At 44.0% G+C, this 15,536-nt stretch carries 14 protein-coding genes and 2 pseudogenes; all 16 read right to left on the minus strand.

The window, feature by feature from the left end; genetic code table 11:
* Positions 1–10: 10 nt before the first annotated feature.
* Positions 11–700 (minus strand): respiratory nitrate reductase subunit gamma, encoded by a 690-nt coding sequence (narI, locus tag J2T20_RS15235; RefSeq protein WP_307589726.1) that lies wholly within the window; start codon positions 698–700, stop codon positions 11–13.
* Positions 687–1,262: a nitrate reductase molybdenum cofactor assembly chaperone gene (gene narJ, locus J2T20_RS15240; RefSeq protein WP_307589728.1), complete on the minus strand. Its 576-nt coding sequence runs from the start codon at positions 1,260–1,262 to the stop codon at positions 687–689. Before narJ ends, narI begins: the two co-directional genes overlap by 14 nt.
* Complete coding sequence (narH, locus tag J2T20_RS15245; RefSeq protein ID WP_307589729.1) at positions 1,255–2,793, minus strand: nitrate reductase subunit beta; 1,539 nt, start codon at positions 2,791–2,793, stop codon at positions 1,255–1,257. Before narH ends, narJ begins: the two co-directional genes overlap by 8 nt.
* Positions 2,783–6,457 carry a nitrate reductase subunit alpha gene (locus tag J2T20_RS15250; protein ID WP_307589731.1) on the minus strand — a complete coding sequence of 1,225 codons (3,675 nt, stop codon included), beginning with the start codon at positions 6,455–6,457 and terminating at the stop codon, positions 2,783–2,785. The genes narH and J2T20_RS15250 overlap by 11 nt, the downstream gene beginning before the upstream one ends.
* 181 nt (positions 6,458–6,638) lie before the next feature.
* Complete coding sequence (locus tag J2T20_RS15255; RefSeq protein WP_307589732.1) at positions 6,639–7,370, minus strand: YwiC-like family protein; 732 nt, start codon at positions 7,368–7,370, stop codon at positions 6,639–6,641.
* Positions 7,371–7,571: 201 nt separating this feature from the next.
* Positions 7,572–8,288, minus strand: coding sequence for a M24 family metallopeptidase (locus tag J2T20_RS15260; protein WP_307589734.1), 717 nt, complete (start codon positions 8,286–8,288; stop codon positions 7,572–7,574).
* A 371-nt stretch (positions 8,289–8,659) separates the two neighbouring features.
* On the minus strand, positions 8,660–9,421 hold the full coding sequence (locus tag J2T20_RS15265; protein WP_307589736.1) for an ABC transporter permease: 762 nt from the start codon (positions 9,419–9,421) through the stop codon (positions 8,660–8,662).
* A gap of 2 nt (positions 9,422–9,423) precedes the next feature.
* Positions 9,424–10,182: an ABC transporter ATP-binding protein gene (locus J2T20_RS15270; protein ID WP_307589738.1), complete on the minus strand. Its 759-nt coding sequence runs from the start codon at positions 10,180–10,182 to the stop codon at positions 9,424–9,426.
* A 39-nt stretch (positions 10,183–10,221) separates the two neighbouring features.
* Positions 10,222–10,545, minus strand: coding sequence for a DUF1048 domain-containing protein (locus tag J2T20_RS15275; RefSeq protein ID WP_307589739.1), 324 nt, complete (start codon positions 10,543–10,545; stop codon positions 10,222–10,224).
* 12 nt (positions 10,546–10,557) lie between these two features.
* Complete coding sequence (locus tag J2T20_RS15280) at positions 10,558–10,905, minus strand: DUF1048 domain-containing protein (protein WP_307589740.1); 348 nt, start codon at positions 10,903–10,905, stop codon at positions 10,558–10,560.
* Positions 10,905–11,210, minus strand: a complete 306-nt coding sequence (locus J2T20_RS15285) for a PadR family transcriptional regulator (RefSeq protein ID WP_307589850.1) — start codon at positions 11,208–11,210, stop codon at positions 10,905–10,907. The genes J2T20_RS15280 and J2T20_RS15285 overlap by 1 nt, the downstream gene beginning before the upstream one ends.
* Positions 11,211–11,756: 546 nt before the next feature.
* The gene (locus J2T20_RS15290) at positions 11,757–12,785 is read right to left on the minus strand and encodes a hypothetical protein (RefSeq protein WP_307589742.1); all 1,029 of its coding nucleotides are present in this window, start codon (positions 12,783–12,785) and stop codon (positions 11,757–11,759) included.
* A complete protein-coding gene (locus J2T20_RS15295) occupies positions 12,778–13,281 on the minus strand; it encodes an RNA polymerase sigma factor (RefSeq protein WP_307589743.1) in 504 nt (167 codons plus the stop codon). Before J2T20_RS15295 ends, J2T20_RS15290 begins: the two co-directional genes overlap by 8 nt.
* Positions 13,282–13,528: 247 nt before the next feature.
* A pseudogene (locus J2T20_RS15300) lies at positions 13,529–14,422 on the minus strand (dihydrodipicolinate synthase family protein).
* A 32-nt stretch (positions 14,423–14,454) separates the two neighbouring features.
* Positions 14,455–14,918: pseudogene (locus tag J2T20_RS15305) on the minus strand (GNAT family N-acetyltransferase).
* A gap of 24 nt (positions 14,919–14,942) precedes the next feature.
* On the minus strand, positions 14,943–15,395 hold the full coding sequence (locus J2T20_RS15310; RefSeq protein ID WP_307589745.1) for a MarR family winged helix-turn-helix transcriptional regulator: 453 nt from the start codon (positions 15,393–15,395) through the stop codon (positions 14,943–14,945).
* Between the last annotated feature and the right edge of the window lie 141 nt (positions 15,396–15,536).

Consider the following 15,536-nt stretch of genomic DNA (forward strand, 5'->3'; position numbering starts at 1 on the left):
TCTTCTACCTTTAATGTTTACGATTCTTTCTATACAGAATATAACTTCTACCCACATAATTCAATGGAACACTCCATACATGTACGAGTCTAGTGAAAGGCCACAGGGCAAAAATCATAAAACCCGACAAAATATGAATCTTGAAAGTTATCGGCACCTGCAGCATATCTGCGGGGTCAGGACGTAGAATCAATAAGTCACGGAACCAGATCGATATGGTGGAGCGATAATCAAAAGCGGGTTCCACACTTTTACCGGCGAACATTGTACTGTACAAGCCCATCAGGACGATGAAGAGCAGCAGTACATTCACGAGCCGATCCGAGACTGAGCTTAACCTGCGCACCCCTTTATGGGTGAAACGGCGGGACGTAAGAATGACCATACCACCAAGCGTTAGAAAACCAAATATTGCTCCAATATATTGGGCTCCAAAATGATACATATGATCCGTTACACCCATCGCATGCATCCACGACTTTGGAATCCCCAGCCCGACGATATGGCCGGCGATGACCGGCATAACCCCTAGATGAAACATCATGCTACCTATCTTTAACTGTTTTTTCTCTATGAATTCGCTAGATTTGGCCGTCCAGCTGAATTGATCTACACGATACCGATAGATATGGCCGACCACAAATACAACCATACACATATAGGGGAATATCACCCACAGGAATTGATCAACCATGCTCATGAATCGATGCCTCCTGCCTCACACAAGCCTTGAAAGTTTCACGAAGTGCTTTTATCAAATCATAATAAGGATTATCAAACTGCTGCAGAGCATTAAGGAGATGATAGGTCCCGTCCTCCATGACTGCAAGGATAAGTCCAAGACTTTCCTGCGCCCGCGGGTCACCTCTCCAATCCACAGCGTATAGAAACTCGCACATCAACGGCAGATAATCGGATAGCTCATCATTCGCCATATGAAGCCCATAGGTTTGGTATACTGATTTGATATTCGCAAGCATTTGTCCACGTTCCTTAGCTTCTTCCAGTTTAGAATAGGTCATATACAAGGTTGATTTCTTCTGAAAATCAAAGGTTTGCACATACATTTCTTCGATTTCCTCCAAGCTGTATTGATGCATGCGGTCCCAAAACCTTTTTATATGTTCATATACAGGATTAGAAGAATCTATATACTCCTCCAGAACAGAGGGGTGATAGTCAAGCTTGTCGGGATAGGTTAAGTGCTGCACGAAGAATCCGAACACACGTTTACGCTCAAACAGCTTCTCGAGATTAATCACGCCATATTCCCCCATAGAAGTTTTCTTCATAAAGCTCTTGACCGCTTTTGCCAACCGTCGGACTTACAGGCCCACAGCCGTTACATTCCAGTCCAAAGCCTTCCGAGCCTTGTGCACGGTAAACATCCATATGATTTTCTTTGTGTGCGGTTGGAATGACAAATCGGTCCTCATATTTAGCAATGGCCAGCAGACGGTACATTTGCTCAATCTGATGTGCAGTTAAACCTACTCTTTCCAAACGATTTGCATCAAAGGGTTTCCCGGAAGACTTGGCACGCATATAAGAACGCATCATAGCCATTTTTTGAAGGGCTTCCTTCACCGTAATGGTATCTCCAGCGGTCAGTAAATTGGCTAAATATTGAACCGGCAGACGCATCTCTTCTATCGCCGGGAAGATCATATCCGGATTCTCAATCGAATCCTTGCCTTCGAAATAATTCATGATCGGGCTAAGCGGCGGCACATACCAGACCATAGGCAGTGTGCGATATTCAGGATGAAGCGGGAAAGCTAGCTTGTATTCTATTGCCAATTTATAGACGGGTGAGTTCTGGGCGGATTCAATCCACTCCTCCGATATTCCATCCTTACGGGCTTGCTCGATGACAGCAGGATCACTCGGATCAAGGAACAGGTCTAGCTGGGCCTGATATAAATCTTTTTCATCCGGCGTTGATGCAGCTTCTAATACTTTATCAGCATCGTATAAAAGCACACCGAGATAACGGATGCGTCCTGTACAGGTCTCGGAGCATACGGTAGGAAGTCCTGCCTCAATCCGCGGGAAACAGAAGGTACATTTCTCCGCCTTATTGGTTTGCCAGTTGAAATAGACTTTTTTGTAAGGACATCCTGTCATACAGTAGCGCCAGCCCCGGCACGCCTCTTGATCAACTAAAACAATTCCGTCTTCATCGCGCTTGTACATGGCACCCGATGGACATGAAGCTACACAACTTGGATTTAAGCAATGCTCACAAAGACGCGGTAAATACATCATAAAAGTCTGTTCAAAATTAAAGACGATTTCCTCTTCGATCTTCTCGATGTTCGGGTCCTTCGGTCCGGTTACGTGACCACCCGCCAGATCGTCCTCCCAGTTAGGCCCCCATTTTAGATCCATGTTATCTCCGGTAATGACAGACTTGGGACGAGCCACCGGCTGATGTTTTTTCTCACCGGATTGGGTTAGATGTTCATAGTTATAAGTCCAAGGCTCATAATAGTCCTTCATTTCCGGCATATCCGGGTTATGAAATATTTTACCCAATGCGATTTTTGATAACTTAGTTCCCGACTTCAACTCCAGCTTGCCTTTTTTGAGCGTCCATCCGCCTTTATACTTCTCCTGGTCCTCCCAGCGAACTGGATATCCTATACCCGGTTTGGTCTCTACGTTATTGAACCACATATACTCGGCACCCGAACGATTAGTCCAAGTGCTTTTACAGGTCACACTACACGTATGGCAGCCGATGCATTTATCCAGATTCATTACCATAGCTATTTGTGCTTTAATCTTCAAGCCAGTTCACCTCCTTCATTTTGCGGACAGCTACATAAACATCCCGTTGATTCCCGATCGGACCGTAATAGTTAAATCCATAGCTAAGCTGTGCATATCCCCCTACCATCTGAGTAGGTTTGACATGGATTTTCGTCGGTGCGTTATGGCTTCCCCCGCGATCATTCGTAATCTCGGACCCCGGTACGTTAATATGCTTATCCTGCGCATGATACATGAACATGGTTCCCTTTGGCATTCTATGGCTCACTACCGCACGCGCGGTAACCACTCCATTCCGGTTGTATACCTCAAGCCAATCATTATCCTCAATGGCATGGGCTGCTGCATCCTCATTATTGATCCAGACCGTTGGTCCTCCACGGAAAAGAGTAAGCATATGCAGGTTATCCTGATACGTACTATGAATATTCCACTTGCCATGCGGAGTTAAATAACGAAGGACAAGGGCATCTTTACCTCCGGTAATCTGTTTGTCCCGCGGCCCGAAGACCATAGGTGGAAGTGTCGGTTTGTACACAGGTAATGCTTCTCCAAATTGCAGAAAAATCTCATGATCTACATAAAAATGTTGTCTGCCTGTTAAGGTTCGGAAAGGTACCAGCCTTTCAATATTCGTGGTAAAAGGTGAATATCGTCTGCCCATCTTATTGGAGCCGCTAAAGACAGGTGTAGGTATGACTTCACGCGGTTGAGCGGTGATACTTTGGAATGTAATCCGCTCTGCAACACGGTCTGCTGAAATATCCTTAAGAGTTACGCCAGTATCCTGTTCTGCTGATTCCCATGCTCGTTGGGATACCTTTCCGTTCGTAGCTGATGATATGTTCAATATAGCATCGGCAACCTGCCGGGCCGTATGAAGCTTAGGCAGCCCATTTTTGATCGTTTCATCGAAATAGGTGCCGTTAATTCTCTTTAACTCCTCATACTCCTCTGCTACCGAAAAGCTAACCCCGTGAGCACCCACTTTGCCTGTAGCAAGAAGAGGGCCAAGTGTTACATATTTATCGTGAATTTTCGTATAATCTCGTTCCACAATCGACATATGGGGCATAGTTTTTCCTGGGATGGCTTCAATTTCACCCTTCCGCCAATCCTTAACTTCGCCGTAGGGTTGAGAAATTTCACTCACAGAGTCATGTCCTAAGGGTGTAGTAACTAGATCCTTATAAATGCCTGGAAGATAGGTTTTAGCTAGTTCTGAAAAGGTTTGTGAAAGACCGCGATAAATATCCCAGTCCGAACGCGACTCCCACAGAGGATCTATTGCCGGATTAAAAGGATGCACAAAGGGATGCATATCCGTTGAAGACAGATCTGTTTTCTCATACCAGGTAGCCGCAGGTAAAACTATATCTGCGTACATCGGTGTGGAAGTCATTCGGAAATCCAACGCAACCAGCAGATCCAGCTTCCCTTCAACATTCTCCCGCCAGAAGATTTCCTCCGGTTTTTCATCCTCATTTGGCATAGACAACAATCCATCTGCCGCACCCAGCAAATGCTTCATGAAATATTCCTGTCCTTTGGCAGAGCTTGATATGAGATTCGAACGCCATACAAACAGGGAACGCGGGAAGTTGTCCGGTGCATCCGGATCTTCAACGGCGAAGTGGGTTTCACCGGAGGTGATTTGCTCCAACGTATGTTTTACAATCTCCTCATTGGTCGTCTTCCCTTGCTGCGCAGCTTCCTCTGCAAATACGAGACTATTCTTATTAAATTGCGGATAGGACGGAAGCCAACCCAAGCGTGCAGCAAGCACATTATAATCTGCCGGATGCTGGTACCGGATGTCTCCGCCCGTTGGCGATTTCAAAGAATCTGCACCCATCTCTTCATACTTCCATTGATCCGTAGCAAAGTAGAAAAACGAAGTGGCATTCTGCTGACGCGGCGGTCCCTGCCAGTCTTTGGCAAAGGCTACTGTGGACCAGCCTTCAATCGGACGGCATTTTTCTTGGCCCACATAATGCGCCCATCCGCCGCCATTAACCCCTTGTGAAGCTGTAAGGATAACCAAGTTAAGGATCGAGCGATAGATGGTGTCACTGTTGAACCAGTGGTTGATCCCAGCACCCATGATGATCATCGAGCGACCGCCGGTATCCAGCGCATTTTGGGCAAATTCACGGGCGATTTGTACGACTATAGATTGCTTGACACCTGTTATTTTTTCTTGCCAAGCTGGAGTGTAGAAAGAGGCTTCATCTTGATAACCTTTTGCCTCCAGATCACTACCCGTCCGTACCACTCCGTACTGGCTCATCATGAGATCAAAGACGGTGGCAGCTAGTCGCTCTGAACCGTCCGCCATGACTACCTTTTTAGCTGGAATGGGCCGTTTGAAGGTTCCGTTAGCGGAGTTATCAAAGAATGGGAAGATGATGGTCTGCCAATCGGAATCGTGAGCCTCAACAGATAAGGCTGGTTGGATTAATGAGCCATCCTCACGCTCCAAGATGAGATTCCATTTCTTATCCTTTTCCCAGCGTTGGCCGACCGTTCCGTTCGGAATTGTGATCTCACTCGTTGCTTCATCAAAAATGACCGGCTTCCACTCTGCATGCTGCGAGGTATCTCCAAGATCACTTGCCCGTAAGAAGCGACCGGCCTTGTAATCTCCCTCATACTCCTCCAACAAGATAAGAAAAGGCATATCTGTATATTGTTTTGCGTAGTTCAGGAACATAGGCTCCTGACGCTCTTTATAGAATTCATTAAGAATGACATGCGTCATCGCCTGGGCAATCGCTGCATCCGTCCCTGGATTCGGGGCCAGCCAATTGTCCGCGAACTTAACGTTTTCGGCATAATCCGGTGCAATGGAGACGACCTTTGTCCCCTTATAGCGAACCTCAGTCATAAAGTGCGCATCCGGTGTACGTGTTAGCGGGACATTTGAGCCCCACATCATGATATAACCGGCGTTATACCAGTCACTGGATTCGGGCACATCCGTTTGCTCGCCCCAAATTTGCGGGGAGGCTGGCGGTAAATCCGCATACCAATCATAGAAACTGAGCATCTGTCCGCCTAATAGAGTTAAAAAACGTGCACCTGACGCGTAGCTAATCATAGACATGGCAGGAATTGGTGTGAAACCGGCAATCCGATCAGGTCCATATTTGCGAATCGTATAGATTAATTGAGCTGCAATTAATGCATTTGCATCCTGCCAGGATACGCGTACATGACCGCCTTTGCCGCGTGCTTTTTTATAGGAAGTCGCTTTCTCAGGATCTTCAACAATACTTGCCCAAGCTGCAATAGGATCTGCGGTTTCGCTTAAGGCCTGTTTCCATAACCGCCATAACCGCCCCCGCATATAAGGATATTTCACACGAAGAGGGCTATATTCATACCAGGAAAATGAAGCGCCGCGCGGACAGCCGCGAGGTTCAAATTCAGGCATATCCGGTCCACAGGAGGGATAATCAATCTGTTGATTTTCCCAGGTTATAATTCCATTCTTCACGAATACCTTCCAGCTGCAAGAGCCTGTGCAGTTTACTCCGTGAGTCGTTCGCACCACTTTATCGTGAGACCAGCGCTTTCGGTACATATCCTCCCAATCTCTGCTTTTCTCTTCTAGCACAGACCAGTTATCCGAATAGCTTTCTACAGGTTTAAAGAACTTTAGTCCAAACTTTCCCTTCATTGGACATGACCACTCCTTCGGTAGAATGACAAGGATTTGGGGGATCAAATAATTGTCTATTCTTATACATCCATTATCGATTAGAGCACAGAGTGTTCCTATTAGGGAAAGTCCTATATATACAGCAGAAAGACCCATGCTCAAATGCACGGGCCCATCAAAATATATGTATGTAATTCTATCAATGTTGAATGATTGCAACAGAAAGCAATAAAAACTGTACAGCACCGATAATTTCAATGATCCCCACTTTCCAAGGCCTCACGATTTTACCTGCGAAAATGAAAGATCGTACCGTTGAGAACATAAATGCAATGAACAACCATGGAAGTCCCACTATAAAAGGGATGATGAGCACAACAACATGATATATTCGTGAATAGTTAATCCAACGCAGATTCTTCCGTTCACGAAATACGGATTTCACAAAAAACACACTGCCCATGAAGTGTAAGAAGCTGAACAACATGATCAAAGCCATCGTTCGGTCCCAACCGCCTCCGCTTAGTAAGTAGGCTGCCGGTCCTCCAACAGAGAAGATCAGTATGGCACAAATATTATTAAGCATAGCCCGCTCAGACTTATGTTTGGTATGCCAAATATTGACCATCAGTAGTCCTAACAGTAATGGGCCGAAATAAAATAACGATGGGTAAAAGATTACTGTCGGAATCAGGCAAAGAAGAGAAATGGCTCCGTAAATCAACCCCCATTTCAACCAATGCTCACGGTTATTTGTTCTTTTGAGGAATTGAAGAAATGGATAAGAGGATAAATATAGAAACAACCACCCCATAAATAACGGCAGATGCAGCCATTGCGGTTGCCCAGCCATCATCCCGAATAGAAAAGGAACACTGACCATCGCCCACGCGCCGTGTTCATGCGGGATCACAATCCCTTTGGTTTTCATAGCATCACTACCTCCTCAAGGCCTAAAATGAGTTTGCTAGAAATAGCATAAACCACCAAATTTCAGACCCTTATGAGCCTACGCACATTTATTTACAAAAAATTGTAGGCTCAAAGAAAGTAAAGTTGTAAACCGGTAGTGTTGAAAGAAGTTTTAGGCTGCACGAATCTAATAAACTAATATCCGGACTGCCTTTCTCGTTTATAAGACCTTTAACTCGTCGTTCTGGAAGTAATAAATATCCTCTCTTTTGAAGCCGTACGCTCCGTTCGCATGCTTAATGTGCGGTTCAAATGTAAAGAAATCCACCTCTCTAATCTTTCTCGTATTTCCTCGTTCAAAATAAATTCTGGCCTCTTTATGAAATTCAATGGTATGACCGAGGTTTCCTGCGAAATCGAGGTTCACGTAACCGAGTTGTTGGATCACCTTGTTCATATGGAGATAGACTTCTTCAAAGGTCATTTCTGGCTCGACATACGCTTTAAACATACGGTGGAGTTGTTTTTCCGCATGTATCCCATGCTCAAATTCATCTGTAATAGAGTTTGGTTGGCATTGAAGCTGCTTTACATCGACCGCACTTCCATCGATCACGATAAAGGTACGGGCATAGTCTCCCCAGAACGCATTGATCTCCGGGCTCAGATCGACCGTCACAATATCGTTCTTGCCTACCGTTTGCTTCGACGGACGGTAATTCCGCCCTGATTCAGAGATGATTGTTCTCGTTCCCACATGAACGAAAGCCCCGATATTGTAGTACCAAAACCGTTCTACTCCGTAGTGCCTTAAAATATCCTCCGCTTTAATAACGACTTCACGTTCAGAAATCCCCTCTGTAATGATAGTCCTTATTTCTTCCATCGCAGATTTGGCTATCGATTGAACATGAAGATAGTCCAATAAGTGCTTCATAAAGTTACCTCCACCTAGGTTCAATAATGCGACTTCACATATCTCTTGCGTTATCTTCTTAAATAGATTCGGAATCAACGTATGTATTCCTTCAATCGGCTCACTAAAGTAAACTGCCCTTTAGCTTAACGGCATCCAAGATTTGACGTCTACTTCAATAAAAAAAGGGAACAGGCACCCGTGGCTGTCTGCTCCCTGGTTATCTTTATTCCCCATTACTTTGACATAAAAGGAGTAATAGAACATCACTTCACTGCGATGGACTCGAAACTGGTGAAGCGAGCGCTTTGACAAATAGTAACGCCGTCGTTGGTGGAGGGGCCTTTACTTGATGTTTTTGTTGACCACTATCATTATAATGCCTGCAAACATTAAGCTGCTGTCCGTTTGTATGCGCGCACCGCAAATAGATATGCGACGATCAGTATCCCTAAGCACCACGCAAGAGCGACCCAGATATCATTTCCTACCGGTTGACTTGACAATAGAGCACGGATGGTTTCTACGATAGAGGTCACCGGCTGGTTTTCGGCAAAGGCGCGTACGACTGACGGCATCGTTTCGGTCGGCACAAAGGCCGAACTGATAAACGGCAGGAAGATCAGCGGATAGGAAAACACGCTAGCACCTTCCACCGATTTTGCGGACAGTCCGGCAATCGCCGCGACCCAAGTCAAAGCCAGCGTAAACAGCACGAGTATGCCGGCTACGGCAAGCCAAGATAGTACCCCTGCCGACGAGCGAAAGCCCATAATGAGCGCTACGAGAATGATGAGGACAACCGATATGGCGTTGGATACCAACGAGGTCAGCACGTGCCCCCACAGCAGGGCAGAACGCGAAATCGGCATGGAGTGGAACCGCTCAATGATGCCCCGTTGCTTATCTAAAAACAGGCGGTAAGCCGTATAGGATATACCGCTTGCAATCGCAATCAGCAGGATACCGGGCAACAGGTAGTTCACATAGTTATCCATACCGCTTTGGATTGCGCCGCCAAACACATAGACGAACATTAACATCATTGCAATCGGAGTGATACAAACCGTGAAGATGGTGTCCATGCTTCGCAAAATATGGCGCATGGAACGTCCAAGCATCACGCTAATGTCGCTGAAAAAATGCTCATTCATTGTTACTCACTCTCCTTTTTACCAATGATTGCGAGGAATATCTCCTCCAATGAAGGTTGTTTTTCCACATACTCCGTCTTTGCGGGCGGGAACAGCATTTTCAGTTCCTCAAGCGTGCCATTGGCAATAATCCTGCCCTTATGCAAAATGGCAATTCTATCGGCAAGTTGTTCGGCCTCATCCAAATACTGAGTGGTCAAGAATACCGTTGTTCCACCGTCGGCAAGCTCCTTGACAATCTTCCAAGCCTCCATGCGTGCCTCGGGGTCAAGGCCTGTGGTCGGCTCGTCGAGGAAAATGAGCTGCGGTTCTCCGATCAGGCTCATGGCAATGTCGAGCCTGCGGCGCATACCGCCCGAATAGGTGGACACCTTGCGGTCGGCGGCGTCGTTCAAGCCGAAGCGATTCAGTAAATCATCCGCGACATGACGCGGATTGTTAAGGTGTCGCAGTTTGGCAATCATGATAAGATTTTCCCGCCCGGTCAATATCTCGTCCACGGCAGCAAATTGCCCGGTCAGACTGATCGCATGCCGCACATTCTCAGGTTTTGACGCGACGTCAAATCCGTTTACGGTTGCGGTGCCTCCGTCCTGTTTAAGCAGTGTGGTGAGGATTCTGACAATCGTCGTCTTGCCCGCGCCGTTGGAGCCAAGCAGGGCGAAAATCTCACCTCGCTTCACTTCAAAATCGACGCCCTTTAGGACTTCTGTGTCCTTGAAAGACTTTCGCAGACCTTTCACTTCAATTGCTTTTTCCATCCCGATATCCCCCTTTTCATTTTTTATCCACAACCTTTTTCATGGTCTTCTTTCTTTCTTGGCAACAGATTCTTGATAGATGTCAGCGTAAGTTTTTGAATCTTTGATTAGATCGTCGCAGAAAGCCGCTACGTCACTGCCCGTCACTTCGAGCACGCCTTTCCCCAAAGCCGCGCCTTCTTCAAAAAGGTCGACAATCCCCGAAAGCAACCCCGTCCCGTCGGTTAGCTGGGCAGGGCCGACCTTAAAGAGATATTTTTGAATCTCTTTATAAACAATCTGATAATCTTGCGGGAGTCCTTTGACACGCGCCACGTGCGCTCGCCACTCTTTTTTGCCTTCGATGATATCCCGTATATTCATTGTATCCTCCTTCTATTTACCTAATTTTTTGGCGATATTATTATTGAGCTGCTGGCGCCACTTGTCGCGGTAAGACTTTGCCCCTTCTTCGCCGGCAAGCGCTGAACAGAAGCCTTTGATATCGTCACCCAGAGCTTCTTGGACACTCTGCCCGTCCGCCGCCGTTTCTTCCAGCAGGCCAAGCACACCGTCAAGTATGGGCATGAGGTTGCGACCGGTAAAATCGGAGTGCGTCCAAAGATTGGCTTTAATTTTTTCCCATGCGGCTTGATAATCAGCGGGCAGCTTTTGGGCTCGCGATTCAAAAACTTTAAATTCTTTAGTCATATCGCTGCCGGTGATCTTTTCCCAAAAATTCATTATTTTTTCTCCTTTAGCTCATTAATTTTTGATGATACAAACTCCCATTTTTCCCAGAACCTCCGCAGCTCCTCGCGCCCCGCGTCGTTGATCGCGAAAAACTTTCGCGGCGGTCCCATGTCGGAGGGCTTCTTGGTGATCTCCACCAACTTGTTTTTTTCAAGCCGGATCAGGATGGTGTACACCGTTCCCTCCACAATATCTGTGAAGCCGAGGGCGTTCAGCCGCCGCGTGATTTCATAGCCGTAGGTTTCTTTGCGGCTTATAATTTCAAGGACACAGCCCTCAAGCGCCCCTTTGAGCATTTCCGTTAAGTTTTCCAGCACTATCACCCCTTGCTATTCTGTATCACTGGTATGTAGTGATACTTACTACTGCTATAAAGTAACACGTAGTAGTCTAATTGTCAATAGCGTTTACTCTGAAACGGATTTTATATTTTCAACTATCCTGCCCGTGGGACTTGATCCCGAGCGCTATAATGTTCACCCCTACTTGTCATGACCATGATTGAGGCTGGTTGGGACAAAGATCGTGTATAACAGGTTTTCCACACTCTTAAAAGGCTTGTCCATGGCTTTCTTCTTTAGATATATCTAAACCGATAACTGGATTCATTCAATCTATTTTGACATGCTTATTATTAGCTGGTATAGCGTTATGAAAAGGTAGCCGATCGTCTGGCCGATTGCGATCGTGTCTTGATTTAACTATCGTTCCCCTTTAGCTTAGTGACTCGGAACCATCTTTGACGCAAACTACAAATAGCCCCATTGAGCCTATCAAAACTAGGCACAATGAGGAGCATTTGAAGCTTACTGTAATAAGATTATTAGTAATGTAGTAGAGATTCAGTTTTTCATCGGAATTTCTTTGTCAAAGAATACGAAAGACGCGATTTCCTTATCATTTATAATATTTTCAAACGTTTTAATTGTAAGCAGTTGGTTACTCAAAAAATCGCTTACAGCTAATCCGGAAAAAATGCTGGTCGTTTCTGAGGTCCCTTCTTTATAGTTTATCTTGATAGGGAAGTTATCTAAATATTCATTTGGACCAACCTCCTTTAATCTGCCGGCGGCTTTGTTAATCTCCTTTAATGATCCGCTATCAATCTTCAAAGTAATTGAAATTGGCGAGACAGAGATCGTTTTTAAAATTGCCGTATAACCAAACAGCTTAACGGTTTGATCGATCTGATAAAGGGTCGAGTACTCCTTGAAATCTAGCTTTAAAGCGGTTTCCCATGAACCCGGAATGATGGTTTCAAAAATGCCAGGAAACGGATCTGCAGCTTGTAAATCATAGAGTTTCAAATCAACAGTTTGACCTGCTAAGGAACTGTCAGTCATTATATTCATGACCAAGCTTATTTTATGGTCATTAGGATTTTCATCGTCGAGCACCTCAAATCCTGTACTGTTACTGCTTTGATTTGTCGTAATCATGGTATGAAAACGGTATCGCTCCGCATTTAGAACAGTGCCTTCTGGGGCAGTAAAGTCCATTAAAATATAGGTTAGATTGCTGTCGCCGATCACTTGCTTAATGGTTAGCGATCCATACTCATTTTTCATAGTTTTGTCCACTACATAAGCGCCATTGGACAAATATGCAGCCTGATAGTTATTTGACGGTTTAAGAAATTTTATAAATGCTTCATCTAATCCCATATATACCGCTGCAAAAGCCGTTGTGGTTAAAGAAGCCATTAGTACGGCAGCCAGTACGGCATATCTTACAAGTTTCACAGGAGGAAATCTTCTTTGCCTTTTATGCTCAACCTGGCTTTGCATTAAAATGTTTTGAAACATTTTTTCTTTTTGTTCAGTTCTTGGAGTAAGAGCTTCAAAAATCTGATTAATATTTTTGTTACTCAATATAATCCCCTCCCAAATCCATCTTGAGGCGTTTGCGGCCTCTGAATAGTTGCGTTTGGATCGTGCTTTCTTTGCGTCCTAACATCTCTGCTATTTCTTTTACCGTGTACTCCTCAAAATAGTATAGATATAAAACAGTTTTGTATTTTTCGGGAAGTGAAAGCAGTTTTGTAACCACCTTGCCGGATGGTTGATCACCATTCCAAGAAACAACTTCTGGCAAAGCGTCTAATGCCACACGACGGGTTGTCCACCAATTTTTAAGAATGTCTTTACAGTAATTTCGAGTGGTTACCATCAGCCATGCTTTTTCATGCTCGTGGTCATTAAAAGGCATTGGAGATTTAATTAGTTTTAGAAATACAGATTGAACAGCGTCTTCAACATCAACGGGATTTTTCAAGTATATAAAGCAAAGTCTGTAGACTAGATCTGCACGCCGTTGATATAGTTCAGCCAATTCTTTATCCGTACTTAATAAAGAATTGCATTCCATTTTTTCGCCTCCTACATTCAACACGATTGATAATTCCAAAATATCTCATTAACCAGTTTTATTTTTTTACATGAGACAGATTGTGAACACTTGGACGATCTCCTTATGCTTTTGATTTTCAAGACAAAGGACCCGCCAAGGCGGATCCTTCTGCTGTTTTATTAAGCTGGCGTTAGCGTTATGAAAAGGCAGCCGATCGTCTGGCCGGCTGCCATCGTGTCTTGATTGAGCTATACTTCCCCGTTAGTTAAATAACAAGCCCTATATGGGTAAGCATTTTTGATAGAGCTAGACGAGCTGTCTCATTTAATCTTTGCAAGGGTAGCGGTAGACTCGGACTGTCAATCAACCCCTGTATTTCCGCTACGGCAGCAACTACGCGCAGACTACCATACTTTTGAAACATCTCCCAAAGAGGATCAAGTCGGGCGGATAGACTTTCAGCTTCGACAGAACGCCCAGAAAGAGCAGAACGCGTTATTTTTATACATATATCTGGATACAACCCACCAAGTACTGAGTACCAAGCATCGAATCCTGCATTTAAGCCAGCTGCAGCATACGCGTCGCCACTAACCCCTATAGTGACATCAGACGGAATATTCGCACGCAACTGTTCCACTCTTTCCTTAGCTGAAACCAAATCCTCTGGAACCCCGGGGATCTTAATCGAACGAACATTTTGTAACCTTGCGATTTTTCCATGCAATTCATTACTGAATCGAAAGTGAGTGGTACTTGGATTATCATATACACACAAAGGTACGGTAAGAGAATTTGTTACCGTTTCATATAGTGAAAATACCTCATCCTCAGTTAATTGCTGATATGAAACAGGTGCTAGAAGAACACCATTTGCTCCTGCTTTTTGGGCATCTTCTGCTAAATGGAGCACATCGCGAGTACGCAAAGCACTAATTCCAATCATTACAGGAATCCCCTCGGCGTGCTCAATTGCGAGCTGAATAACACGCAGGCGTTCTTCCCGATTGAGATAAACATAACTTCAAGTCGATCCTAAAACACCGATCGAATCTACTCTTGCTGAGGTTAAACGTTTGAGCAGTCGTATAAAAGCCTTTTCATCTATCCCGGACTCATTCATTGGAGTTAGAGGAAATGCAGATAAGCCTGTAAACATAATAAAAACATCCTTTCAATTAAGAGAAAATGTTATATGAGTGTTTTGGTCATTATAAAATCTATTTGTTCTTCATCACCCATATAAAAAGAGTGGGCTCCTGTTTGAACAAAGTCCATTTTTTTATAAAAGGTAATTGCGCTTTCGTTTTTTTCCCAAACCCCTAGCCAGATCTTCTCTTTATTCCGTTCTATCGCTATTTCTATAGCTTTATGTATTAGATATTTACCAAGCCCCTGTTTATGAAATTTTTTCTTTATATAAATCCTCTCGATTTCAAGCGAATCATTATCCATTATTTCAGTTTGAACTTCATTAGCGTTTAGCTTTAAATACCCAGCAATTTCCGAATATGAATAAATAAAATAGAATTCCGAAGAGGTATTTGATAATTCTTTTTCTAATTGTTGTAAATTAAATGCTTTTTCCAAGTAGGCTTAATTTCTTGAAGTAATTCTAGATCTTCAAATGTGCACTTTTTTATATTTATAGTCATTTTATTTGTCCTCCATTTAATAAATCAATAATTTCTCTTGTTTCCCTTTTTCACAAACTCCCAGTCTTTTTCTACATTTTTTCTGACTCTTTGCAGCAGGTTAAAAATGGTTTCTACTTCATTCTCGGAGAATCCAGATAGTGCGACCCTATTAGAATAATCGTTTTCTCTTTTTATAAAAGGGTAAACAGTCATCCCTTTCTCTGTAGGAAATAGTTTTTTAATTTTCTGGTTATATTGATCATCATTCTTTTCTATAAATCCATTAATCTCTAGTTTTTTTATAGCACGAGCAGCTGTTGTTCGGTCTACCTTTATCATTTCAGCCAACTTTTCTTGAATAATTCCTGGATTTTCACATATTCGCACGAGATATAGATACTGTCCTTTTGTAAGATCATATTTTTTAAATTCTATATTACTTACAGAATCTAAAGCCCTGGCAATCATTCCAACCTCACGTAAAATTTCCTTCATAATTGCAACTCCACTACTATTTTATTTTTCAAACGCAGTAAAAAAATAGTACATTATTTTTGTTGTATTTGCAACAAAACGTTGGCATAATTCTCTATACTAGCCTTCCTGTTAGTTCAATGAAAAAAGCAGATTGCATTA

The sequence above is a fragment of the Paenibacillus wynnii genome, from assembly GCF_030812855.1.
GTDB lineage: Bacteria > Bacillota > Bacilli > Paenibacillales > Paenibacillaceae > Paenibacillus_AQ > Paenibacillus_AQ wynnii_A.

Coding starts and splice junctions, on each gene's coding strand:
- J2T20_RS15255 (WP_307589732.1), bottom strand. CDS start 7,370: ATGAAAACCAAAGGGATTGTGATCCCGCATGAACACGGCGCGTGGGCG.
- narI (WP_307589726.1), bottom strand. CDS start 700: ATGAGCATGGTTGATCAATTCCTGTGGGTGATATTCCCCTATATGTGT.
- J2T20_RS15295 (WP_307589743.1), bottom strand. CDS start 13,281: ATGGAATGCAATTCTTTATTAAGTACGGATAAAGAATTGGCTGAACTA.
- J2T20_RS15280 (WP_307589740.1), bottom strand. CDS start 10,905: ATGAATTTTTGGGAAAAGATCACCGGCAGCGATATGACTAAAGAATTT.
- J2T20_RS15265 (WP_307589736.1), bottom strand. CDS start 9,421: ATGAATGAGCATTTTTTCAGCGACATTAGCGTGATGCTTGGACGTTCC.
- J2T20_RS15250 (WP_307589731.1), bottom strand. CDS start 6,457: ATGAAGGGAAAGTTTGGACTAAAGTTCTTTAAACCTGTAGAAAGCTAT.
- J2T20_RS15260 (WP_307589734.1), bottom strand. CDS start 8,288: ATGAAGCACTTATTGGACTATCTTCATGTTCAATCGATAGCCAAATCT.
- J2T20_RS15310 (WP_307589745.1), bottom strand. CDS start 15,395: ATGAAGGAAATTTTACGTGAGGTTGGAATGATTGCCAGGGCTTTAGAT.
- J2T20_RS15270 (WP_307589738.1), bottom strand. CDS start 10,182: ATGGAAAAAGCAATTGAAGTGAAAGGTCTGCGAAAGTCTTTCAAGGAC.
- J2T20_RS15285 (WP_307589850.1), bottom strand. CDS start 11,210: ATGCTCAAAGGGGCGCTTGAGGGCTGTGTCCTTGAAATTATAAGCCGC.
- J2T20_RS15275 (WP_307589739.1), bottom strand. CDS start 10,545: ATGAATATACGGGATATCATCGAAGGCAAAAAAGAGTGGCGAGCGCAC.